We start from the raw sequence: 21,036 nt of genomic DNA, 5'->3' as shown, positions 1-21,036 counted from the left end.
GGTGGCCGGGTTGCGGGGGAAGCGGCTCGCGGTGACCGCGGGCGGCAGCCAGGACCCGCTCGTCACCGCCCCGCGAAGGCCGGTCTGACCTTCGAGGACATCGCGCCGGACCGTCCGAGCAGGACAAGATCGCCGACGCGTTCCGCGCCGGGGCTGCTGCCCCGCCCCGTCGTCAGCCCCCCTCGGGCTTGGCAGCCACCGGCAGGCGGAGCGATGTCAGGACCGGAGGGCGGGCGCGATCATCGCCTCCCCGGGCTCCTCCATCCGGAACCGGGCGAAGCGCAAGGCCAGCACCGGCAGGATCAGGAGGGTGAGCACCGTCGAGGTGACGAGGCCGCCCAGGATGATCAGCGCCATCGGGCCCTCGATCTCGCGGCCGGGCTCCCCGGCCCCGAGGGCCAGCGGCAGCAGGCCGAGACCGGTGACCAGCGAGGTCATGAGGATCGGTACCATCCGGTCGGCGGCGCCCGCGGCCGCGGTCGCGGCGTCCCACGGGAGCTTATCCCGCGTCACCATCTGCTCGTAATGGGCGATCATCATCACGCTGTTGCGCAGCGAGATGCCCGCGAGGGTGACGAAACCGACGAGGGAGCCGAGCGAGAGCAAGCCCCCGGTGAGCGCCGCCGCGGCGACCCCACCCACGAAGGCGAAGGGCAGATTGACCAGGACCAGCATCAGGTTCGCCGCCGAACCGGTGACGATGGCGAGCAGAACCACGATGCCGAAACCGGCGAGACCGGCGTGGATCAGCAGGTCGCGCCGGGCCGCCTCCTGCGCCTCCGCGGCCCCCGAGAAGGTCACGTAGACACCCTCGGGCAGCCGCACCTCCTTGGCGATCTTGCGCTTGGCCGCCGCCACGAATCCCGCCATGTCCCGTCCGGCGACGTTGGCGGTCACGGCCTGCACCCGCTGCGCACCGAGATGCTGCACCTGATAGCGGCCCGCGCTTTCGTAGACGTCGGCCACCTGCGACAGGCGGACGTAGCGACCGCCTGTCGCCCGCAGGGGCAGGTCACCCACCGCGCTGAGTCGACTCCGCACTGCCGCGTCGAGGATCACCAGCACGTTGAACACCGCGTTGCCGCGATAGGTCTGGCCGACGACGTCGCCCTGGTAGGCGGTGCGCACCGCCTCCAGCACCTCGACCGGATCGAGACCCCAGTGGCGCAGATCCACCGGGCGGAGCGCCACGGTGACCTGCGGCAATCCGGCCGGGGACGCCTGCTGCACGTCGCGGGCGCCCTTCACCTCCGCGAGTTCGCGGGCGACCGAGCGGGCGGCGGCCTCGATGCGGTCCAGGTCGCTGCCGACCACGTTGACCACGACGGGCGCCGTGAAGCCCGACACCGTCTCCTCGATCCGCTCGGTCAGGAAGGTCTTGAGCGAGAAGGCGGCACCGGGAAACCCGGCGATCAGGTCGCGGATCGCCGCCTCGACGGATCGCTGGGCCGCGCCGTCGAGGCCGGGCTGCAGGTCGATGTGGATCTCGCTGTAATGGGGACCCGCCGTATCCTCGGCGGCCTCGGCGCGACCGATCTGTGCGGCCACGGCGCGAACGCCCGGAATGCCCTTCAGGTCGCCGGTGATCAGCGTGCCGAGCCGCTGCGATTCCTGCAGCGACGTCCCGGGGATCGCCACCATGTGGAGGATCAAGTGGCCCTCCTTCAGGTCGGGCAGGAACACCGCGCCGAGGGTCGGGAGGATCGCGGCACCCGCGAGGGTCAGCAGCAGGCTTCCCAGCATCGCCAGGCGCGGGGCCCGGCCGATCCAGGCCAGCAGCCGGAGGTAGGCGGCACGGCTCCAGCGGACCACGGGCGGCTCGCGCGGCGGAGCGGCCTCGGCGCGCGCCATCCGGCCACCCAGGAGGAGCAGCGCCAGGGCCGGCGTGACCGTGAGCGCGACGAGGAGCGAGGCCACGACCGCCGCGATGTAGGCGAGCGCCAGGGGGCCGAACAGGCGCCCCGCCACCCCGGTGAGCGCCAGCACCGGCAGGAACATCAGGAGCACGGCGAGCGTCGCGTAGGCGACCGAGGTGCGCACCTCCAGCATGGCGGCGAGCACCACGCGGGCCGGTCGCTCGCCACGCGCGGCCCGCAGGCGGCGGGAGACGTTCTCGACGCCGATCACCGCATCGTCCACCACCTCGCCGATGGCCAGCGCCAGCCCGCCCAGCGTCATCGTGTTGAGGCTCTCGCCCCAGGCCTGGAGCGCGAGCGCGGCAGCGACCAACGAGAGGGGGATCGCCGCCGCGCTGATCAGCGCGGCCCGCCAATCCGCCAGGAAGACGAACAGCACGATCACCACCAGGACGCCGCCGAAAGCCAGGGCCTGGAGGACGTTCCCGGTGGCGACATCCACGAAGTTCGCCGGCCGGAACAGGTCTGCGCGCAGGGACACGCCCTCCCGGTTCAGGACCGGCCGCAACTCGTCGAGGGCGGCTTCCAGCCGCGCCGTCACGGCCCGCGTGTCGACGCCGACCTGGGCGCCAACCATGAGCAGCACGCCGGGCTTCCCGTCGACGAGCGCCGCGCTGATCGCGGGTTCGGGGGCGGCCGTGACATTCGCCACGTCCGAGAGCACGACGCTCGCCCCCCCGTCGTTGTGGAGCACCGTGCGGCCCAGGGCCTCCGGGGTGAGCGACTGGCCCTCGCTCCGCAGCAGCACGCGCTGGTTCGGGGTGTCGACGAAGCCGGCGCCCCGCACGCCGGTTGCTTTCCGGGCGGCCGTCAGCACGTCGTTGAGGCCGATCTGGAAACGGATCAGGTCGTCCGGCCGGACCTGGACCTGCAGCGCCCGCACCGCCCCGCCGTAGATCGACACCTGCGCTATGCCCGGCACGGCCTGAAGGCGCCGCCGTACGGTCCATTCGGCCACGTGGCGCAGGTCCATGCCGTCGCGGGCCTCCGCGGTCAACCCGACGAGGAGCACCGTGAGGGTCGAGGAGGTGAGCGGGGTCATCGCCGGCGTCGCAACCCCGTCCGGCATTCGGCCGGACAGAGCCGCCAGACGCTCGTTGACGCGCTGGCGGACCCGATCGACGTCGCTGCCGGACTTGAAGGCGGCGGTGATCACCGACAGGCCCTGGATGGAGGTGGAGCGCAGGGTCTCGAGCCCCGGAAGGCCGCCGACCGCGACCTCGACGGGCTGGGTGACCAACACCTCGACCTGCTCCGAGTCGAGGCCCGGCGCCTCGGTCTGGATCGTCACGATCGGAGGGGCGAATTCCGGAAAGACGTCGTAGCGCGCTGCCGCGAGCGCGTAGAGGCCGAAGACGAGCACGGCACAGGCCAGAGCCAGGACCACCCGAGGGAGCCGCACGGCGAAACCGACGAGGGCCGCCTGGGGACCGCCGCGGCCGGCAGCACCCGGCGGCTCAGTCATCGTCGTCGCCCACGACGCGGATCCGGCTCTTCATCTCCTCGGAGAGCAATGCCTGCCCACCCCGCAGCACGATCTCCCCGCCATCCGGCAGATCCTCGACCACGAAGGCGTCGGCCGACATCGGCGCATCGGCACGGACCGGATGCCGCACGAAGGCACCGTCGCCGGTGCCCCGATAGACCCAGGTGCCCCCCTCGCCGTGCACGACGGCATCCTCGGGCACGAGGACGCCCCGAATCGTCTGCGGCGCCGCCAGGAACGCCATCGTGCTGGTGCCCGGCAACAGGCCGCTGTCGCCCGACACCAAGTAGAAGAAGCTCTGCCCCTGGATGCGTGGATCGGTGCGGGTCGCCGCCGAGACCAGCCGCAGGGGGACGCGCTCGCTCTGCGGCGGAACCTCGGCGTAGGCCGCCTGCGGGGGCACCGGAAGGCTCTCGCCCGGCGGCAGCGTCACCTGAACCAAGAAGTCCGCGCGCTCGATCAGCCGCGTGACGAGGGGTGAACGATCGATGATCGCCTTGCCGAGCACCGAGCCCCATTCCTGTCGCGCCGTGGCCGCGAGGGTCCGCACCTGCGATTCGGCCGTGGTCACGGCGGCGCGGTCGGTCAGGAGGGTGCCTTCGGCTGTCTCGATCTGGGCGACCGCCACGATCCCCGCGCCGAGGCTGCGCGCGCGCCGGGCGGCGCTGCCCGAGACCTCGACCCGCGCCTGGGCCGTCTGAAGCGACGCGACGGCGCCCGCGTAGCTGTTGGTGAGCTCGGTGATCCGGGCGAGATCGAGGACGCTTCCGTAAGCGGTCAGCTCCTGCTGGTGCGGTACGGACGGTCGCGCTTCGGCGACGAGGCCGATGCGCTGCCGTTCGAGCGCCGACAGCCGGACCAAGGTGCGCCCGTCCTCGATCGCCGTGCGCGGCGTCGGGAGCCGCGCATCCGCGGTCGGGCCACTGCGCAGTGTCGGGATCAGCGGCTCGAGACGTGCGCCGATTTCCGACAGGATCGGGGCGGCGCGGGCGCGGAGACGCTCGCCGGGCTCGGTGAGAACAGCGGCCCCGGCGGCGAGCAGCAACCCCCCGATCAGCAGGAGCGTACGCCGCTGACCCACGTCCCCACCTCCCCAGTGATTGCCGAATTTACCCGGTCTTGTTTGCCAAATTTGCCTGGATAAGTACAGTGATGTCGGTTCCAGCCAATCCCGTCGTACCCCTCCGCATCCTCCGGCTCCGATGATGGCGGCCATCGCGGAAAGCCGCGCCAACGACGCCGTCGCGAGGCTTAAACACCGATCCGGGGCGTGGGACCACGCCGGTTCGCGCGTCCCGTCGCGCAACCACCGGTATCCACATGCAAGCAAGCCCGCCTCGGAACCGAGGCGGGCTTGCGCAGGACGTTTCGACGGAAGTCGTGGATCAGCAGTTGTCGTCGGCCGGAGCCGTCTGCCGATCGGCCGCCGCCTTGTTCATCGCCCCGACGGTGCCCGGCGAAGCCGGCTGCTGTCCGCCGGCGAGGTTCGCCGCGGCCGGATCGGTCGAATTCGACTTCCCGCCCGTATTCGCCTGTGCCTGCGCGGGGGCGGTCTGCGTGGCGCCAGCGTTGTTCATGGCGCCGACCGTTCCGGGCGAGGCCGGCTGCTGGCCGCCGGCAAGGTTCTTGCTGGACTTGTCGACATCGGAGCTGCTGGAATTGGACGCCTGCTGATCCGGGCTCTTGGCCTTCGTGGTGCCGGTGCTGCAGGGCGCGGCGAGCACGGGACCGGCAGTAAACGCCAACAGCGCAAGCGCGCTTGCCAGATGAGAGACCTTCATCAATTGCTCCTCCATATTTTTGCATGAGTTTAAGTGCCGGATCGACCTGAGAGTTCCTTGAAAAGTGGAACTTTGAACGGGCTGACCCCCGCCCTGCGCTGCAGCGGCGCGCGATGACAGCAGCTCGAAGCCGACGCGCCGGCGCCGGGTCCGGGTCTTGCGGTCGGAGCCGCCCGGACGTCGGATCGGCCGCGCCGCCATGGAGGCGCACGTGCGACTTCTGGTAAGAGAGGGTGTTGAATGAGCGCAGACCTGGCCGTGCGGCATGCCGAGGCGACAGGTCCGGACCCGGCGGCGAAGGAGCGAGACCGTTGATCAGCGTGGATCTGAACTCCGATCTCGGTGAGGGCTACGGTGCCTATGCCTGCGGGGACGACGCGGCGATCCTCGGGATCGTGACCTCCGCCAACGTGGCCTGCGGCCTGCACGCGGGCGATCCCGAGATCATGGCGCAGACCTTCGCGCTGGCGAAGGAGCGCGGCGTCGCGGTGGGCGCCCATCCGGGCTTCCCGGACCTGTGGGGCTTCGGCCGCCGCCGCATGCCGTTCACGCCGGCCGAGATCGAGCGCCTCGTGGCCTATCAGGTCGGCGCCGCGCAGGCGCTGGCGTGCTATGCCGGACACCGCATCACCTACGTGAAGGCGCACGGGGCGCTGGCCAACGTCGCCGCCGAGGAACGGCCGGTGGCCGACGCCATCGCGCGGGCGGTCCGGGCGGTGGATCGCGACCTCGCGCTGCTCGCCATCGCGCTCACCGCGCAGGTCCAGGCGGGTGAGGCCTGCGGCCTGGAAGTGCACCAGGAGATCTTCGCCGACCGCGGCTACACGGAGGCCGGCCTCCTGATCCCGCGCAGCCAGCCCGGTGCGATGATCACCGACGCGGGCGAGGCCGCCGACCGCGTCCTGCACATGGTCGAGACGGGGACGATCCGAACGGCCGGGGGCAGCGCCCTTCCGACGCCGATCCGGTCGATCTGCGTGCACGGGGATTCGGCCCATGCCGTGGCCACCGCCCGCGCCGTACGCACCCGGCTGGAGGGGGCGGGCGTCACGCTGGCGCCGTTCCGGCCGTGAGCGACGTCCCGGATGAACCCCGGCTCCTCGATGCCGGCGAGGCGGCCCTGGTGGTCGAGTTCGGCACCACGGTCGATCCCGCGATCAGCGACCGTGTCCTCGCGCTCGACGACGCCCTCGGCGCCGCCCCCCTCGCGGGTCTGCTGGAGCGGGTGCCGACCTACCGGTCCCTGATGCTGCACTACGACCCGCTGGTGCTCGACCGCGAGACCCTCGTGGCCCGGGTCCGGTCGCTCGCGGCGGGCGCCACGGCGCGGGCAGCCACCCCGACGCTGTGGACGCTGCCCTGTTGCTACGACGCCCCGCACGGCGAGGACATCGTTCAGGTCGCCCAGCGGGCGGGCCTGTCGCCCGACGCGGTGGTCTCCACCCACGCGGGGGCGACCTACCGGGTCTACATGTACGGTTTCGCCCCGGGCTTCGCCTATCTCGGCGGCCTGGCGGACGTACTGGCGGTGCCCCGGCGGCAGAGCCCGCGGCCGCCCCATCCACGAAACGCCGTGATGATCGGCGGCGGCCTCGCCGCAGTCGCGACCGTGCCGATGCCGACCGGCTGGTACGTGCTCGGCGCCACGCCGGCCCGCCTCTACGCGCCGGAACGCGACCCGAGCTTCTTCGTGGGCGCGGGGGACCAGATCCGCTTCGAGCCCGTCGATGCGGCGACCTTCGACGCGCTGACCGCGCGCGAGGCGGCGGGCGAGGCGGTGGCGCGCCGCGGGGAGGCCCGCCGATGAGTATCCTCGCGATCGAGGCCGCCGGGCCGGGCGTCACGCTTCAGGATGGCGGGCGGCACGGCTATCTGCGCTTCGGCATCACGGCCGCCGGGCCGATGGATCCGCTGATGCACGCCAGCGCCAATCGCGCGGCCGGCAATCCCCTCGACGCCACCGCGATCGAGGTCTCGACCGGCGGCATCACGGTGGGTGCCGCGGGCGGACCCCTGGGGCTCGCCCTGCTCGCGCCGGGCTTCCGCGTCGCGCTGGACGGCGCGGCGCTGCCCGAGGCGGTCGCCCTCACCCTGGAGCCCGGCCAGATCCTCGCGGTGCGGGCCGGCGATGCGGGGTCGTGGGGCTACCTCGCGGTGAGCGGCCGGCTGGATGTCGCGCCGGTCCTCGGATCCAACGCTACCCACACCCGCTCCGCGCTGGGCGGTTTCGACGGTCGCGGCCTCGCCGCCGGCGACCGCCTGCCGGTGGCCGATGGCCGCGCGGGGGACGGCGCGCCCCACCGGCTCGTCGTCCCGTGGCTGGCGCGGAACGCGCGGACGATCCGGGTCGTACCGGGACCGCAGGACGACTACTTCGCCCCCGATCAGATCGCCGCCTTCCTCGACGGCCCCTGGACCGTCTTGCCGCGGGGTGACCGGATGGCGTGCTTCCTCGACGGGGAGCCGCTGAAGCACGCCCGCGGCCACGACATCGTCTCCGATGGCGTGGCGATGGGGGCGATCCAGGTGCCGGGGAACGGCCTGCCGATCGTGCTGATGGCCGACCGGCAATCCACGGGCGGCTACCCGAAGATCGCCACCGTGATCGGCCCCGACATCGGCCGGATCGCCCAACTGCGCGGCGGAACCAGCCTCACGTTCCAGAAGGTCACGGTGGCGGAAGCCGTCGCCGCGCGCCGGATCGAGCGCGATGCGGTCCGCGAGCCGGTCGCCCGCGAGCCGGTGGTGCGTACCGATTTCGCGTCGGACTTCCTGCTCGGGCTCAACCTCGTCGGCGGCGTCACCGATGGCGCTGGCTGACCCACGCGGGGGCCGCTCGGCCCGCCGCCCTCGCGAGCCCGCCATGACGGGAGGCGGGCGAGCGGGGGTGGGGATCCGCCGCCGGCGCTCCGGAACGGCGGCGTGGTCGCCAACGCCGTCGACGGCTTGAGCCCGCGCAATCTGCGAATTCACGGCCGCGACACGTCCAACCGCTATCGAGAACGGGAAGGTCCACACATGGCACACGCCGTCACCGCCTCCGGCACGCCGCCCTTGCGCAGCAACGAGCCCCTGCACGCCGACAGCGTGCGCCGCGCCCGGGTGGATCTCGCGGCCTGCCTCCGCTGGGCCGCCCGCAACGGCCTGGAGGAAGGCATCTGCAACCACTTCTCGGCCGTGCTGCCCGAGCGGCCCGACCTGTTCCTGGTCAACCCCTACGGACTCGCCTTCGCGGAGGTGACGGCCTCAAGCCTCCTCCTGTGCGATTTTCACGGAAACGTGGTCGAAGGGGATGGCCAGCCGGAAGCCACGGCGTTCCACATCCATGCCGAGTTGCACCGGCTGAAGCCCCGCGCCCGCGCAGCCTTCCACACGCACATGCCCTACGCGACGGCCCTGGCCATGCTGGAGGGCCAACCCCTGCTGTGGGCCGGGCAGACGGCTCTGCGGTTCTACGGCCGCATCGCTGTGGACGAGGATTACAACGGTCTGGCACTCGATTCCCGCGAGGGCGAGCGGATCGCCACCAGCGCCGGCGAGGCCGACGTGGTCTTCCTGAAGAACCACGGCGTGATGGTGCTGGGCGAGACGATCGCGGAAGCCTGGGACGACCTCTACTATCTGGAGCGGGCCGCGCAGGCGCAGGTTCTCGCCATGAGCACCGGGCGCACGCTCAAGATCGTGCCGGAGGCCGTCGTTCAGCGGGTGGCGGCCCAGGAGGCGGCCGGGCGCGCCGAGAGCGCGCGGCTGCACCTTGAGAGCGTCAAGCGCGTGCTGGCCCGGGACGAGCCCGCCTTCCTGGCCTGACCGCCGTCACGGCGCCGACCGGATCCTGTCCAGGAGCGGCGCGTCCGCGTAGCCGTCCGCTGACAGACCGACCGACCCCTGGAAGGCGCGCAGGGCCGCCCGCGTTCTCGGGCCGATCTTCCCGTCGACGCCGCCCGTGGGAAAGCCGCGCTCGGTCAGACGGTTCTGGATCTCGCGCCGCTCGTCGGCGGTGAGCGGCCGGTCACCCCGCGGCCAGTCGCGGGCGAAAGCGGGATCGCCGCGCAGGCGATCCGAGAGATGCGCCACCGTGAGCGCGTAGGCGAGCGCGGTGTTGTAGCGCAGGATCACGGCGAAGTTCGGCCGGAGCAGGAAGGCCGGGCCGCGGATTCCGGCGGGCAGGATCAGGGTGGCGTCCGCGGCGCCGTCCGCGAAGGCACGATCATCGACCGGCCGGACTCCGAGGGACCGCCACGCGTCGAGGCTGCGGGGCGTGGTCTCGTCGGCGAGCGCGGCGTCGAAGCCCGCGGGCAGCACCACCTCGCTGCCCCAACCCGCCCCGGATTTCCAGCCGTGGGCGCGCAGGTAGTTCGCCGTGGAGGCGAGCGCGTCGGGGACCGAGGTCCAGATGTCCCGCCGCCCGTCACCGTCGAAGTCGACCGCGAAGCGATGGTAGACGGTCGGCATGAACTGCGTGTGGCCCATGGCGCCCGCCCAGGATCCGGTGAGGCCACCGGGCATCCTGTCCAGCGGCGCCTCGTTCCAGGCCAGGATCTGGAGGGCGGCCGTCAGCTCGTCGCGCCAGTAGCCGGCACGGGCGGGATCGCCGCAGGCCAGCGTCGCGAGCGAGCGCACCACCGGCTTCACCACCGCGGGATTGTCGAGCACGGCACCGTAGCTCGATTCCACGCCCCAGAACGCCACGAGGATGTGGCGGTCGATCCCGTACCTGGCCTCGATCGCCGCGAGGGTGTCGGCATGTTCGGCGAGCTTGCTGCGGCCGGCCTCGACGCGGGCCGGGGTCACGCTGGCCTCGATGTAGTCCCAGAGCGGCCGGACGAACTCGCCCTGGCTCCCGGTGGCGGCGATCACTTCCGGATCGGCGGTCAGGTCGGCGAGCTGTGCGGTCGCGACGGTCTGCGGGACCGCTCGGGTCGTGGCGGCGGCGATGAGGTCGGCGCGGCAGGTGTCGAAGGGCTGCGCCGGCTCCGGCGCCGCGCGGGCGGTCACCGGCATGAGCGCACAGGCGAGGACGGCCAGGCCGAGCTCACGGGACATGCGCGGCGTGCTGCTCATCGCGGGCTCCGGCGATCCAGGTCGAAGGGGGCGCACAGGGTCGGACCCTCCGGAGGCCTTCTAGGCACGGATCGCTCGCGTGTCGCCCCGGAGATGGGATCAGAGGCCGAGACGCCGCTTCCGTGACCCCGGGGCCGGCGACGGGACGCGTCAGACGTACTAGATACGTCGACCTCAGCGCGATGGAGCCCAACCGCGTGACGCGCAATGCCCTCGCCGGACCTCTCGCCGTCCTCCTCGGCGTCCTCCTCGCCGACAAGCCCGCCTGCGCCATCGAAGTCACCCGCAGCCGCGACCTGCCCGCCCCGGCCGCGGCCGTCTGGGCACTGATCGGGGATTTCTGCGGGATCCAGCTCTGGCATCCCCAGGTGGAGCGCTGCATCGCGTCGGCGGACGACGACGATGACGGCATCCGCGCGCAGATCCGCGGCCTGGTCGTCAAGGGCGGCCTCGGCACCATCGTCGAGGTCGAGACGGCGCGGGACGAGGCCGGCATGAGCTACAGTTACAGCTTCATCCAGGGGCCGCTGCCGGTGCGCGCCTACAATTCCACGCTGGCGGTGCGCCCGAACGGGGCCGGCTCCACCGTGATCTGGACCGCGACCTTCGACGCCGAGGGGATGGGTGAGCCGGAGGCCGTGGCCGACATCGCGGGCGTGTTCGAGGCCGGGCTGGCCGGAATCGCCCGGGAGGCGGCCAAATAGCTCCGTCGGACTCGCGGTCTGCGACGGATATGCGCAGCTCGCGCGCCGGACCCCTCGCCTTGGCCCCATCCTGTACCGATGTGAGCGGCGTCGGCGCGCCTGATCGCCCGGCTCGAACCCGCGGCAGACTCAGGAGGCCGAGTTTTCCATGCGCCGACACCGCCACGCCAAGATTGTCGCCACCGTGGGCCCCGCCAGTGCGGCCCCCGAGCAGCTGCACGCCCTGTTCCTCGCCGGCGTCGACACCTTCCGGCTGAACTTCAGCCATGGCACCCAGGACGACCACGCCAAGGTCCACGCCGCGATCCGAAGGCTCGAGAAGGAGGTCGGCCGGCCGATCGGCATCCTGCAGGACCTGCAGGGTCCGAAGATCCGCATCGGCACGCTGCAGGGCGGTCGCCTGGAGCTGGAGGCCGGCGAGAGGGTGCGCTTCGTCCTGGAGGGCAGCGAGGGCAACAAGCAGGCGATCCCGCTCCACCACCCCGAGATCTTCGACGCCGTGGTACCGGGGCAGGAACTGCTGATCGACGACGGCCGGGTGCGGGTGCGGGTCACCGGGCCGGAGCGGACCGCCATCACCGCCGAGGTCGTCACCGGCGGGCCGATCTCCAACCGCAAGGGCGTCAACCTCCCGGGGACGTTGCTGGACCTCTCGCCGCTCACCGAGAAGGACCGCGCCGACCTCGCCTTCGGCCTCGATCTCGGCGTCGACTGGGTCGCCCTGTCGTTCGTCCAGAAACCCTCCGACGTCATCGAGGCGCGGGGCATCATCGGCGAGCGCGCCGGCATCATGTCGAAGATCGAGAAGCCGCAGGCCCTGGAGCGGATCGACGACATCATCCAGCTCTCAGACGCCGTGATGGTCGCCCGCGGCGATCTCGGTGTCGAGATCCCCCACGAGGACGTCCCGGCGCGGCAGAAGGAGCTGATCCGCGCCTGCCGGCGCGCGGTGAAGCCGGTGGTCGTGGCGACCCAGATGCTCGACTCGATGGTCAACGCCCCCGCGCCGACCCGGGCGGAGGCTTCGGACGTCGCCACCGCGATCTACGACGGCGCCGACGCCGTGATGCTCTCGGCGGAATCGGCCACGGGCCGGTATCCGGTGGAGGCCGTGGCCATGATGGACCGGATCGTCCGGAGTGTCGAAGGGCACAAGCTCTACCACTCGATCGTGGCGGCGCTAGAGCCCGGCGAAGAGGAGACGCCACCCCACGCGGTGGCGACCGCCACGGCCGATCTCGCCCAGGCCGTGCACGCTGCCGCGATCGTCGCCTACACGGCGGGCGGGACGACGGCGGCCCGGGTGGCCCGCCGCCGCCCGGCCTCCTCGATCCTGGCCCTCACGCCGAACGTCGACACCTCGCGCCGTCTGTGCCTGCTCTGGGGGGCGCACAGCGTGCTCACCGAGGATGTCGACAGCTACGAGGAGATGACCACGAAGGCCTGCCAGCACGCGCAGGACGAGGGCTTCGCCAAGCCGCACGACATCATCGTTGTCGCCGCCGGCATCCCGTTCCACACCCCCGGCAACACCAACAACATCCGCCTGATGCAGGTCTGACGGTGCCTTGGCGGGAACGCGGCCCGGGCCTCACCCGTTGACTCGAAAGCTGCGCCGTTTCGGCGCCTTACCGGAGGGCTGCCCCATGAACCTGATCGGACGCATCGTCACCAAGCTTCTCGGCAACGAGAACCGTCCCATCGACCGCGACGACCGCAACGCCAGCACGGCAACGCCGATCGGCCGCCTCGTCACCAAGATCCTGGGCAAGTAACCGCCTCGGACGCCGCGCCCTCGACGGGCGCGGCGCAGGTCGGCCGGAATCAGTTGGCGACGGCGCTGAGTGTGGCCCTTACGGCGGGAGCCGCCGGGACGGTATGCTGCCAGAACGTGCCGCTCCGGCCCTTCTCCAGCCCCTCGGCGTACAGCGCACGCATGTAGGCGGTGTCGAAGCCCTTGGCGGCGGACGCCTTCGGGCCGTTCTCGTCGATGTAGGTGAGGTTGAAGCCAATCCCGTTGCTGCGCGCCAGCGCGTAGGTCGCCGTCAGCGTCGCACGCGAGCGCGCGCGGCTCGCCGTCGTGAAGGATCGCTCAACGATGGACAGCGTGTTGTCCTTGGTGAGTTCGAAATCCGGCTCCAGGCGTCCGTTGATCACGACGTAGATCTCGGCTTTGCCGCCCGTGCGGATCCGGCCGTCACGCAGGAGCAGGGTCTGCGGCAGGGTGAAGACCGGCGTCACCACCGAGCCGTCCACATGCATCTCCTGGAAGCGCGCGTCGCCGGCCGACACGTCGATGAACTGCGGCGGGAAGACCGCCGGAATGCTGGCGGACGCGGCCAGTACGTCGCGGAACAGCTCCCGGGCGTTGGGCACGCCGCTGGCCGCGATGGCGCCCATGTTCCAGATCACCGCGCGCTGGGAATCGAGATTCGTGGTCACCACCAGCAGGCGCCGCCCCTTGGCGTGCTCCTCGGCGACCGCGCGGATCAGGTCCGAGGTCACGTACCGGTCGATCAGGCCGCGCAGGCGCCCGTCGCCGAACAAGCCCGAGCCGAACAGCACGTTCGCGATGTTGGGCGAGGCGACCAGCTCGCCGGCGACGCCGCTGGTGTAGAACTCGGTCAGGTAGGGATCGTAGGCCGCTCCCAGGAACGCGAAGGGTGCGATCAGGGCGCCGGTCGAGACACCCGAGACCAGCGTGAATTCCGGCCGCCGGCCGGAAGCTGTCCAGCCGTTGAGCACGCCCGCCCCGTAGGCTCCGTCGCCGCCGCCGCCGGAGAGGGCGAGGTAGGTGAAGCCGGCGCTGCGCCGCTGCGGATTGGCCGCCAGTTCGGCGATGGTCTCCACCGAGGCGTCGGCGTAGACGCGCGCACCCGGGATGCCCGGCACGCTGGCCCCGACCGCCTGCTCGGCCGTGTAGGCCGTGCGCGGCACGCTTCCGCAGGCCGCGAGCTGACCCGCGAGCCCGACCGCGGCCAGCATGCGCAGACCCTTCTGACGGAAACCCATCGTCCTCATCCTGATCCGTGGTCCGCAGCCACTCTGCCACACGGAACGAGCTTGGCCGTACCGGCTGTTCCCGCTTAGCCGGCCAACCGGAGCAATATGGCCGCGCTGTTGCGCAGGAGTCACGATCCCATCCGATCGCGGCGCAAGCGTGGCCGTTGCGGGCGGTCAGCGCCGGGCGGGCGCCATTGCCGGTGGACAGGCGCCGCCACCGGCGGGCAGCCGCCCTTGCAACGCTCGGGAGCGCCGCGCTAGGGTCCTGCCGTGGCCCGGCGGGACAGGGTGTCGCACGCAGTGCGGCAGCCGGCGCATGGGTGCGCAGTCTGCACGGCAGCATGAACAGCCGGATGACGGGTCTGACGGCCCGCATCATAGACCGCGGACCTTGGCGATTCTCGGGCTGCAGGGCGGAGGGGGACTATGGAAGCGGGCCTGGGCTGGACGGATGATCGCGTGGCTCTGCTGCGCCGGCTTTGGGAGGACGGGCAGAGCGCGAGCAAGATTGCGGCGCAGCTCGGCGGCGTCACCCGCAATGCCGTCATCGGCAAGGTGCATCGCCTCGGCCTCGCCGGGCGCGCCCGCGGCGGCGAGGAGGGGCAGGTCGCCGCCCCGCCGTCGAAGATCGTCGAGATCGAGACCGCCATCGCGGTGGTGGAGACGCAGGCGCCCGAGCCGGTGGCGATCCTCTCGCACCGCCCCGCGCCGGAGTTCACGCCGCCGGTCCCGGCGCCGGAGCCGGTCGCCCTTCAGGTCTCCCAGCGCGTCACGATCATGGACCTCCGGGAATCCATGTGCCGCTGGCCCCTCGGCGATCCGACGACGCCGGAATTCCGGTTCTGCGGCGCGCGATCGATCACGGGGCTCCCCTACTGCACCCATCACGCGGAGATCGCGTATCAGCCGGCGACCGAGCGGAAGCGGGATCGCCGCGTGGCGTCGTTCCGCTGAACGACGCTCTCAGCGCGGCACGAGCCCGGCCTGACGCAGGACGCGTAGGGTTGCCGGGTTGATGGACTCTGCCGGGACGAGCCCGGCGAGATTCCGCGGATGGGTCGTGCCGAAATCCGCCCGCGCGATCGCCCGGACGAGGCGGTCGGCCGGTTCGCCATCGAAGCCGGGGCGCGCGAGCACGAAGCTCCAGGAGCCCACGGTCTCGATCGGCGCGGTCTGACCCGGGAAGCTCCCGGCCGGCACGGTGAGCCTCTTCGTCGCGGATCCCGGCCGCGCGAGCTGCGCGATCGCCGCCTCCGAGGGCCCGAAGAAGCGGGCGCCGCCCGGCGCATTGGCCATGGCCAGGAAGCCCGGCCAGTCCAGGCCGCCGCCCCAGAGGGCGTCGGCCTGTCCGTCCCGCACCAGGGGCGGCCCGTCGCCGGCGCGGTCCAGCAGGATCGGGCGGATGTCCCGCTCGGGATCGAGACCCGAGGCGCCGAGCGCGGCGCGCCCCATCACGGTGAGCCCGGACTTGTGGGTGCCCAGCACCACGGCGCGACCGCGCAAATCCGCCACCGCCCGGATTCCGCTCGCCGCCGGGACGGCGAACAGGCCCGGCGTGGCGTAGATCGGCGACAGCACGGTGAGGCCGCCCTCCGCCAGGGCCGGATAGGCGTACTCGCCCTGGACGAGTGCGAGGTCGACGCGGCCGGCGCGCAGAAGCCCGATATTCTCGGCCGAGCCACCCGTGGACCGGGTCTCGACCGTCAGCGCGGGATCAACCGTCCGGAGCGCGGCCACGAAGGCCTCGCCGAAGGCTGGAAACCCGCCCCCGGGGGTCGCCGTGGCCAGGACGAGATGGGCCGGCTCGGCCGACAGCGCCGGACGCACGACGATGAATCCGAGTCCCGAGGTGAGAACACCCCTGCGCGTCGATCCCTCGGCATGGTCCACACGGATTCTCCTCGATCAGTCCGCTGCGGCGAATATCCGGCCCGACCCGATGTCGGAGAAAGATCTTCTATCGCGATGCCGTGGACCAGCAAAGCTGTCCTACACGTGGCCGCAAGTACCGGAAAAAGCGGAAAGAACTTTCGGTAACGGCACTTAGCCCGATTGCCCCGGCCGCGGCAACGCGATATCGCAGCCTCCCGACAGACCGGCAGAGCATGCCGTCCGTCCGACCCGACAAGTCTTAGACGCTTACACGAGCAGGAGCTCCGCGATGGCCGATTCCCTCAACGCGCCGGCGAAGGTCGGCCACGGCCGTGTCTACGGCTCGATCACCGAGACGATCGGCAACACCCCCCTGGTGCGCCTCAACCGCCTTCCGAAGGAGCATGGGGTCGACGCCGAGATCCTGCTGAAGCTCGAGTTCTTCAACCCGATCGCCAGCGTGAAGGACCGCATCGGCGTCAACATGATCGACGCGCTGGAGGCCTCCGGCAAGCTCCAGCCCGGCGGCACGCTGGTGGAGCCGACCTCGGGCAACACCGGCATCGCGCTGGCCTTCACGGCCGCGGCCCGGGGTTACCGCCTGATCCTGGTTATGCCGGAGACCATGTCGCTGGAGCGGCGCAAGATGCTCGCCTTCCTGGGCGCGGAGCTTGCGCTCACGCCCGGCGCGCAGGGCATGAAGGGCGCCATCGCCAAGGCCGAGGAACTCCTCAAGGACATCCCCGGCTCGGTCATGCCGCAGCAATTCTCCAACCCGGCCAATCCCGAGATCCACCGGAAGACCACCGCCGAGGAGATCTGGAGCGACACCGACGGCCAACTCGACGCCTTCGTGGCGGGCGTGGGCACCGGTGGCACCGTGACCGGCGTCGGCGAGGTCCTGAAGCCGCGCCTTCCGCACCTGAAGGTCTTCGCCGTGGAGCCGGAGGATTCCCCGGTGATCTCCGGCGGCCAGCCGGGTCCGCACAAGATCCAGGGCATCGGCGCCGGCTTCATCCCCGACAACCTCCACACCGACATCCTCGACGGCGTGCTGAAGGTCACCAACCAAGCTGCCTTCGACACCGCCCGGGCGCTCGCCCGGCTGGAGGGCATCCCGGGCGGCATTTCGACGGGCGGCAACGTGGCCGCGGCCCTCGAACTGGCCAAGCGGCCGGAATTCCAGGGCAAGCGGATCGTGACGATCGCCTGCTCGTTCGCCGAGCGCTACATCTCGTCGGCGCTGTTCGACGGGATCGGCTGAGCGGCCACGACCGGATCATCCGGTGCTCATGTCGCGGGCGCCCGTGGCATGAGCACCGGAACCGGTGAAGCCGCCGCTTCACCACTCAAGTAATCTTGAAATCCTCTCCATCGCGTCGAGGCGACAACACGATCGATATCGACGCGATCGAAAGTATCATCTACTTATCTCCCAATAGTCTCGCGACATCGTTGCTCGACCGCCCTGCCCCATCTCGAGCCTGGATCTTCGTTCGCCATTCCGATACGGCCAAACCGGTGATCGGACGGAGATTTCGACATGCGCGGCTTCCTGGTGATCCTGTGCTGCCTCTGGGCGCAGTCCGGACTGGCCCAGGGCTTCGCGATCCGCGACCTGACGAGCATCGCCGAGCAGGCGAGACGCGCGTTCGGCGCCGGATCGTCGGCGCGGGCCGAACCGCGTCGCCTGGCCCTGACCTGCCCCGCCTGTGACGGCGCCCCTACGGTCGATCTGCAACTCGGGCGTCTGAACGACGGCACCGAGGAGCGGGTGCGCTCCGGAAAGACGTCCCTCGGCGCGCTGGAATCCATCTGTCTGAAGCGCAATCCGGATTGCCGGCTCTCCGGCATCTCCGCCGGACCGGCGATCGGCTGGATCAGCGTCTACCCGGTCGAACGAGGCGGCGGGGCGACCGCCGTGTTCCTCCGCGACGGCGACCTGCTCTCGATCGAGGCACACGCCGCGAACCGCGAGACCGCCGCGGATGCGGTCCAGCGGCTGGCGCAGGCCATCATGCCGCGAGTCGTCGGGCGCTGACGGCCCCGCTCGGCCGGCCTCGCGCAACCGTCCTCCTCGGCCCCCGTTGTCCCGCGAAGACGGAGAGAGGCGAACCATGACAATGCAGGAAGACCGATCGTCGCCGGGCGACACCGGCACCGGGTCCGGCGGCGAGGCGCGGGATCCGGCCGCGACCGCCCGCCGGACCGATGCGGCCCGACAGGACCGCGACGCACCGCCCGCCGCGAAGCCCGAGCTGAGCGAAGCGATCGACCGCGCCACGGCTTCCGTCGGCCAAGACGACGGAAAGCGCTGATGCCCAGGCTGACCAGCGATTCCGGAACCGTCACCCGCAAGCCCGACGACGCGGTCGGCACGCGCGGGGATCCGCCCGCCGGCGGCGGGCACCAGACCGCCGAACAGGCGGCCGTCACCGAGATGGGCTCGGGGGGCGAGGCGCGCCCCGAGCCCAAGGACGGCTGGGGATCGACCGGGGAGCCCGGACGATCACCGCCGGCCGTGGGCGGCTCGTCCGGCGGGCATTCCGATCAGAAGGCGTCGCGCGGCCCGGCCGCGGACGAGAAGGTGGCGGGCGGCCGCTACCGGGCGGAGCGGGAGAACCAGAGTGAGTGAGCGCGAGACGACCGAACCGAAGCCCGAGAAGCCGAAGAACATCGCGCCGGATGCGGTGAAGGATCCGAACGAGAAGACCGACGGCAAGCCCGGGCTCGGGCCATCGGGCGGCGGAAGGCAGAACGACGAGACCGATCCCGGCGGCAGCTGAGCCGTTGGCGCTCCAGGCCCGGCGGGGGGCGACGCTCGACCGATACGGTCTGGAGCATCGCGCCGCAGGAGCAGGCAGCGCGAGGATCTGGGCCATGGCTGCACGACACGCGCCGCCATGGCCCACGACGCTCAGCGCGACCGTCGTGTCGGCGATCAGGTGAGCCGGAAGGCGATCGGATCCGCAGCCAGCCGCACGTCGTCCGGTCGGCAGCCGGTCTCGATGCAGGCGTACCGGATCGCGTCCTGACGGGTCCGGAAGATGCCGCCGGCCCGTCCACCGGCCGCGACGGCCACCCAATGGCCCTCCCCGTCCTGGCCGACGAGATACGAGGGCGGCGCCGCAGCGTGCGGCCGGACGGGGGGAAGCGGAGTCAACGCGACGGGCATGGGAGTCACGGGGTTCACGCGGCCCTCGAAGGACCGCAAGGCCGAGCTAAGCCGCCCGGCATAAGGGTTCGAGGGACGGCCGACCCACGTGGCATAAACGTCCCGTGAGCAACCGGGCATGAGCGCCCGGTTGCCGGCCGTTCATCTCAGGCTGCGCTGTCCTTCGACGACCGCTCGACGCGCTTGCGATCGTTGGGATCCAGCACGGTCTTGCGCAGCCGGATCGACTTCGGCGTCACCTCGACCAGCTCGTCGTCCTGGATCCAGGCGAGCGAGCGCTCGAGCGTCATGCGGATCGGCGGCGTCAGGCGGACCGCCTCGTCCTTCGAGGTGGTGCGGATGTTGGTCAGCTTCTTGCCCTTGAGCACGTTCACCTCGAGATCGTTCTCGCGGTTGTGCTCGCCGATGATCATGCCCTGGTAAACCTTCCAGCCCGGCTCGATCATCATCGGGCCGCGGTCCTCGAGGTTCCACATGGCGTAGGCCACCGCCTCGCCCTTGTCGTTCGAGATCAGCACGCCGTTGCGGCGGCCGGCGATCTCGCCCTTGAAGGGCTCGTAGGCCTTGAACAGGCGGTTCATGATCGCCGTGCCGCGGGTGTCGGTGAGCAACTCGCCCTGGTAGCCGATCAGGCCGCGGGTCGGGGCGTGGAACACGAGGCGCAGGCGGTCACCGCCCGACGGCCGCATCTCCAGCATCTCGGCCTTGCGCTCCGACATCTTCTGGACGACGACGCCCGAGTGCTCCTCGTCGACGTCGATCACGACCTCCTCGATCGGCTCGAGCAGGCCGCCGTCCTCGTCCTTCTCGTAGACGACGCGCGGGCGGGACACCGCGATCTCGAAGCCCTCGCGCCGCATCGTCTCGATGAGGATCGCGAGTTGCAGCTCGCCGCGGCCGGACACGTAGAACGAGTCCTTGTCGGCCGCCTCCTCGATCTTCAGCGTGACGTTGCCCTCGCCCTCCTTGAACAGGCGATCGCGGATCATCCGGCTCGTGACCTTGTCGCCCTCGGTGCCGGCGAGGGGCGAGTCGTTGACGATGAACGACATCGTCACGGTCGGCGGATCGATCGGCTGGGCCTGGATCGGGGTGTCGACCTGCGGATCGCAGAACGTGTCGGCGACGGTGCCCTTCATCAGGCCGGCGATCGAGACGATGTCGCCCGCCTCGCCGATGTCGATCGGTGCGCGCTCCAGGCCGCGGAAGGCGAGGATCTTCGAGACGCGGCCAGTCTCCACGACCTTGCCGTCGCGCGAGAGCACCTTGATCTGCTGGTTCGGCTTCACGGTCCCGGAAGCGATGCGACCCGTGATGATCCGGCCGAGGAACGGGTTGGCCTCGAGCAGGGTGCCGAGCATGCGGAACGGGCCGTCCTCGACCTTGGCGGGGGGAACGTGCTTGAGCACCAGTTCGAACAGCGGCTCCAACCCCACCGACGGGTCGGCGTCGGGGCTGTCGGCCATCCAGCCGTTGCGGCCCGATCCGTACAGGATCGGGAAGTCGAGCTGGTCGTCGGTGGCGTCGAGCGCGGCGAACAGGTCGAACACCTCGTTCACGACCTCGGTGATGCGCGCGTCCGGACGGTCGACCTTGTTGATCGCCACGATCGGGCGCAGGCCGATCTTCAGCGCCTTGCCGACCACGAACTTGGTCTGCGGCATCGGCCCCTCGGCGGCGTCCACGAGGACGATCACGCCGTCGACCATCGACAGGATACGCTCGACCTCGCCGCCGAAATCGGCGTGGCCGGGGGTGTCGACGATGTTGATGCGCGTGTCCTTCCAGACGACCGAGGTCGCCTTGGCGAGGATCGTGATGCCACGCTCCTTCTCCAGGTCGTTGGAGTCCATCGCCCGCTCCTCGACCCGCTGATTCTCGCGGAAGGTGCCGGACTGGGCCAGCAGCTTGTCGACCAGGGTCGTCTTGCCGTGGTCGACGTGGGCGATGATGGCGATGTTGCGCAAGTTCATGGCGGCCCGAAACGGGTTGTGCCGGCTCCCTGGCGGCCGCGCGGCGCGGCCGTCCGCGCCGGTTC

The 21,036-nt window shown here is 71.2% G+C and carries 21 protein-coding genes; 13 read left to right on the top strand and 8 right to left on the bottom strand.

From position 1 onward, the window contains the following. Positions 1-216 precede the first annotated feature (216 nt). The 3 genes from MFF58_RS02300 to MFF58_RS02290 all read right to left on the bottom strand — a co-directional run bounded on the left by MFF58_RS02300 (position 217) and on the right by MFF58_RS02290 (position 5,183). Positions 217-3,381, bottom strand: a complete 3,165-nt coding sequence (locus MFF58_RS02300) for an efflux RND transporter permease subunit (RefSeq protein WP_238285020.1) — start codon at positions 3,379-3,381, stop codon at positions 217-219. After that, the gene (locus MFF58_RS02295; RefSeq protein ID WP_238285019.1) at positions 3,374-4,483 is read right to left on the bottom strand and encodes an efflux RND transporter periplasmic adaptor subunit; all 1,110 of its coding nucleotides are present in this window, start codon (positions 4,481-4,483) and stop codon (positions 3,374-3,376) included. The genes MFF58_RS02300 and MFF58_RS02295 overlap by 8 nt, the downstream gene beginning before the upstream one ends. Positions 4,484-4,787: 304 nt before the next feature. Then, positions 4,788-5,183: an exopolysaccharide production protein YjbE gene (locus MFF58_RS02290; RefSeq protein ID WP_238285018.1), complete on the bottom strand. Its 396-nt coding sequence runs from the start codon at positions 5,181-5,183 to the stop codon at positions 4,788-4,790. A 311-nt stretch (positions 5,184-5,494) separates the two neighbouring features. On the opposite strand from MFF58_RS02290, the gene MFF58_RS02285 reads away from it, so the two are divergent. From MFF58_RS02285 to MFF58_RS02270, 4 genes are all read left to right on the top strand, one after another. Further along, a complete protein-coding gene (locus MFF58_RS02285) occupies positions 5,495-6,256 on the top strand; it encodes a 5-oxoprolinase subunit PxpA (RefSeq protein WP_238285017.1) in 762 nt (253 codons plus the stop codon). Further along, the gene (locus MFF58_RS02280; protein ID WP_238285016.1) at positions 6,253-6,990 is read left to right on the top strand and encodes a 5-oxoprolinase subunit B family protein; all 738 of its coding nucleotides are present in this window, start codon (positions 6,253-6,255) and stop codon (positions 6,988-6,990) included. The genes MFF58_RS02285 and MFF58_RS02280 overlap by 4 nt, the downstream gene beginning before the upstream one ends. Beyond that, positions 6,987-8,003, top strand: a complete 1,017-nt coding sequence (locus MFF58_RS02275) for a 5-oxoprolinase subunit C family protein (RefSeq protein WP_238285014.1) — start codon at positions 6,987-6,989, stop codon at positions 8,001-8,003. Before MFF58_RS02280 ends, MFF58_RS02275 begins: the two co-directional genes overlap by 4 nt. 198 nt (positions 8,004-8,201) lie before the next feature. Further along, positions 8,202-8,990 (top strand): aldolase, encoded by a 789-nt coding sequence (locus MFF58_RS02270; RefSeq protein ID WP_238285012.1) that lies wholly within the window; start codon positions 8,202-8,204, stop codon positions 8,988-8,990. 6 nt (positions 8,991-8,996) lie between these two features. Here the strand turns inward: MFF58_RS02270 and MFF58_RS02265 are convergent, their stop codons facing one another. Then, positions 8,997-10,244, bottom strand: a complete 1,248-nt coding sequence (locus MFF58_RS02265; protein ID WP_238285011.1) for a lytic murein transglycosylase — start codon at positions 10,242-10,244, stop codon at positions 8,997-8,999. Positions 10,245-10,441: 197 nt separating this feature from the next. Between MFF58_RS02265 and MFF58_RS02260 the strand changes: the two genes are divergently transcribed. The 3 genes from MFF58_RS02260 to MFF58_RS02250 all read left to right on the top strand — a co-directional run bounded on the left by MFF58_RS02260 (position 10,442) and on the right by MFF58_RS02250 (position 12,723). Continuing rightward, positions 10,442-10,948 carry an SRPBCC family protein gene (locus tag MFF58_RS02260; RefSeq protein ID WP_238285009.1) on the top strand — a complete coding sequence of 169 codons (507 nt, stop codon included), beginning with the start codon at positions 10,442-10,444 and terminating at the stop codon, positions 10,946-10,948. Positions 10,949-11,096: 148 nt separating this feature from the next. Next, positions 11,097-12,509: a pyruvate kinase gene (pyk, locus tag MFF58_RS02255; protein ID WP_238285005.1), complete on the top strand. Its 1,413-nt coding sequence runs from the start codon at positions 11,097-11,099 to the stop codon at positions 12,507-12,509. 85 nt (positions 12,510-12,594) lie between these two features. After that, on the top strand, positions 12,595-12,723 hold the full coding sequence (locus MFF58_RS02250; RefSeq protein WP_238285004.1) for a TFIIS helical bundle-like domain containing protein: 129 nt from the start codon (positions 12,595-12,597) through the stop codon (positions 12,721-12,723). A gap of 49 nt (positions 12,724-12,772) precedes the next feature. Here MFF58_RS02250 and MFF58_RS02245 read toward each other — a convergent pair whose 3' ends face one another. Next, positions 12,773-13,960, bottom strand: coding sequence for a patatin-like phospholipase family protein (locus MFF58_RS02245; protein ID WP_238285003.1), 1,188 nt, complete (start codon positions 13,958-13,960; stop codon positions 12,773-12,775). Positions 13,961-14,377: 417 nt separating this feature from the next. Here MFF58_RS02245 and MFF58_RS02240 point away from each other — a divergent pair, with 417 nt between their 5' ends. After that, positions 14,378-14,905, top strand: a complete 528-nt coding sequence (locus MFF58_RS02240; RefSeq protein WP_238285002.1) for a GcrA family cell cycle regulator — start codon at positions 14,378-14,380, stop codon at positions 14,903-14,905. 9 nt (positions 14,906-14,914) lie between these two features. On the opposite strand, the gene MFF58_RS02235 is transcribed toward MFF58_RS02240, so the two are convergent. After that, positions 14,915-15,841 (bottom strand): TAXI family TRAP transporter solute-binding subunit, encoded by a 927-nt coding sequence (locus MFF58_RS02235; protein ID WP_238285000.1) that lies wholly within the window; start codon positions 15,839-15,841, stop codon positions 14,915-14,917. A 271-nt stretch (positions 15,842-16,112) separates the two neighbouring features. On the opposite strand from MFF58_RS02235, the gene cysK reads away from it, so the two are divergent. From cysK to MFF58_RS02210, 5 genes are all read left to right on the top strand, one after another. Continuing rightward, positions 16,113-17,087: a cysteine synthase A gene (gene cysK / locus MFF58_RS02230; RefSeq protein WP_238284998.1), complete on the top strand. Its 975-nt coding sequence runs from the start codon at positions 16,113-16,115 to the stop codon at positions 17,085-17,087. 279 nt (positions 17,088-17,366) lie between these two features. Further along, positions 17,367-17,864: a hypothetical protein gene (locus tag MFF58_RS02225; RefSeq protein ID WP_238284997.1), complete on the top strand. Its 498-nt coding sequence runs from the start codon at positions 17,367-17,369 to the stop codon at positions 17,862-17,864. A 76-nt stretch (positions 17,865-17,940) separates the two neighbouring features. Continuing rightward, positions 17,941-18,141: a hypothetical protein gene (locus MFF58_RS02220; protein ID WP_238284996.1), complete on the top strand. Its 201-nt coding sequence runs from the start codon at positions 17,941-17,943 to the stop codon at positions 18,139-18,141. Next, positions 18,141-18,458, top strand: a complete 318-nt coding sequence (locus tag MFF58_RS02215) for a hypothetical protein (protein ID WP_238284993.1) — start codon at positions 18,141-18,143, stop codon at positions 18,456-18,458. The genes MFF58_RS02220 and MFF58_RS02215 overlap by 1 nt, the downstream gene beginning before the upstream one ends. Next, positions 18,451-18,609 (top strand): hypothetical protein, encoded by a 159-nt coding sequence (locus MFF58_RS02210; protein WP_238284992.1) that lies wholly within the window; start codon positions 18,451-18,453, stop codon positions 18,607-18,609. Before MFF58_RS02215 ends, MFF58_RS02210 begins: the two co-directional genes overlap by 8 nt. Positions 18,610-18,764: 155 nt before the next feature. Here MFF58_RS02210 and MFF58_RS02205 read toward each other — a convergent pair whose 3' ends face one another. Further along, complete coding sequence (locus MFF58_RS02205; protein ID WP_373323249.1) at positions 18,765-19,016, bottom strand: RAG2 PHD domain containing protein; 252 nt, start codon at positions 19,014-19,016, stop codon at positions 18,765-18,767. Positions 19,017-19,144: 128 nt separating this feature from the next. Next, positions 19,145-20,971, bottom strand: coding sequence for a translational GTPase TypA (gene typA, locus MFF58_RS02200; RefSeq protein ID WP_238284991.1), 1,827 nt, complete (start codon positions 20,969-20,971; stop codon positions 19,145-19,147). Positions 20,972-21,036 lie beyond the last annotated feature (65 nt).

Source organism: Methylobacterium longum, from assembly GCF_022179385.1.
In the GTDB taxonomy this organism is placed as follows: Bacteria; Pseudomonadota; Alphaproteobacteria; order Rhizobiales; family Beijerinckiaceae; genus Methylobacterium; species Methylobacterium longum.
Note: the sequence above shows the minus strand (reverse complement) of the source record. Positions and strands in the feature narration are given on the sequence as shown.

What these genes read in the sequence shown, in the direction of transcription:
- typA (WP_238284991.1), bottom strand. Translation starts at nt 20,971, where the DNA reads ATGAACTTGCGCAACATCGCCATCATCGCCCACGTCGACCACGGCAAG.
- MFF58_RS02300 (WP_238285020.1), bottom strand. Translation starts at nt 3,381, where the DNA reads ATGACTGAGCCGCCGGGTGCTGCCGGCCGCGGCGGTCCCCAGGCGGCC.
- MFF58_RS02240 (WP_238285002.1), top strand. Translation starts at nt 14,378, where the DNA reads ATGGAAGCGGGCCTGGGCTGGACGGATGATCGCGTGGCTCTGCTGCGC.
- MFF58_RS02265 (WP_238285011.1), bottom strand. Translation starts at nt 10,244, where the DNA reads ATGAGCAGCACGCCGCGCATGTCCCGTGAGCTCGGCCTGGCCGTCCTC.
- MFF58_RS02215 (WP_238284993.1), top strand. Translation starts at nt 18,141, where the DNA reads ATGCCCAGGCTGACCAGCGATTCCGGAACCGTCACCCGCAAGCCCGAC.
- MFF58_RS02275 (WP_238285014.1), top strand. Translation starts at nt 6,987, where the DNA reads ATGAGTATCCTCGCGATCGAGGCCGCCGGGCCGGGCGTCACGCTTCAG.
- MFF58_RS02220 (WP_238284996.1), top strand. Translation starts at nt 17,941, where the DNA reads ATGACAATGCAGGAAGACCGATCGTCGCCGGGCGACACCGGCACCGGG.
- MFF58_RS02225 (WP_238284997.1), top strand. Translation starts at nt 17,367, where the DNA reads ATGCGCGGCTTCCTGGTGATCCTGTGCTGCCTCTGGGCGCAGTCCGGA.
- MFF58_RS02290 (WP_238285018.1), bottom strand. Translation starts at nt 5,183, where the DNA reads ATGAAGGTCTCTCATCTGGCAAGCGCGCTTGCGCTGTTGGCGTTTACT.
- cysK (WP_238284998.1), top strand. Translation starts at nt 16,113, where the DNA reads ATGGCCGATTCCCTCAACGCGCCGGCGAAGGTCGGCCACGGCCGTGTC.
- pyk (WP_238285005.1), top strand. Translation starts at nt 11,097, where the DNA reads ATGCGCCGACACCGCCACGCCAAGATTGTCGCCACCGTGGGCCCCGCC.
- MFF58_RS02245 (WP_238285003.1), bottom strand. Translation starts at nt 13,960, where the DNA reads ATGGGTTTCCGTCAGAAGGGTCTGCGCATGCTGGCCGCGGTCGGGCTC.
- MFF58_RS02250 (WP_238285004.1), top strand. Translation starts at nt 12,595, where the DNA reads ATGAACCTGATCGGACGCATCGTCACCAAGCTTCTCGGCAACGAGAAC.
- MFF58_RS02270 (WP_238285012.1), top strand. Translation starts at nt 8,202, where the DNA reads ATGGCACACGCCGTCACCGCCTCCGGCACGCCGCCCTTGCGCAGCAAC.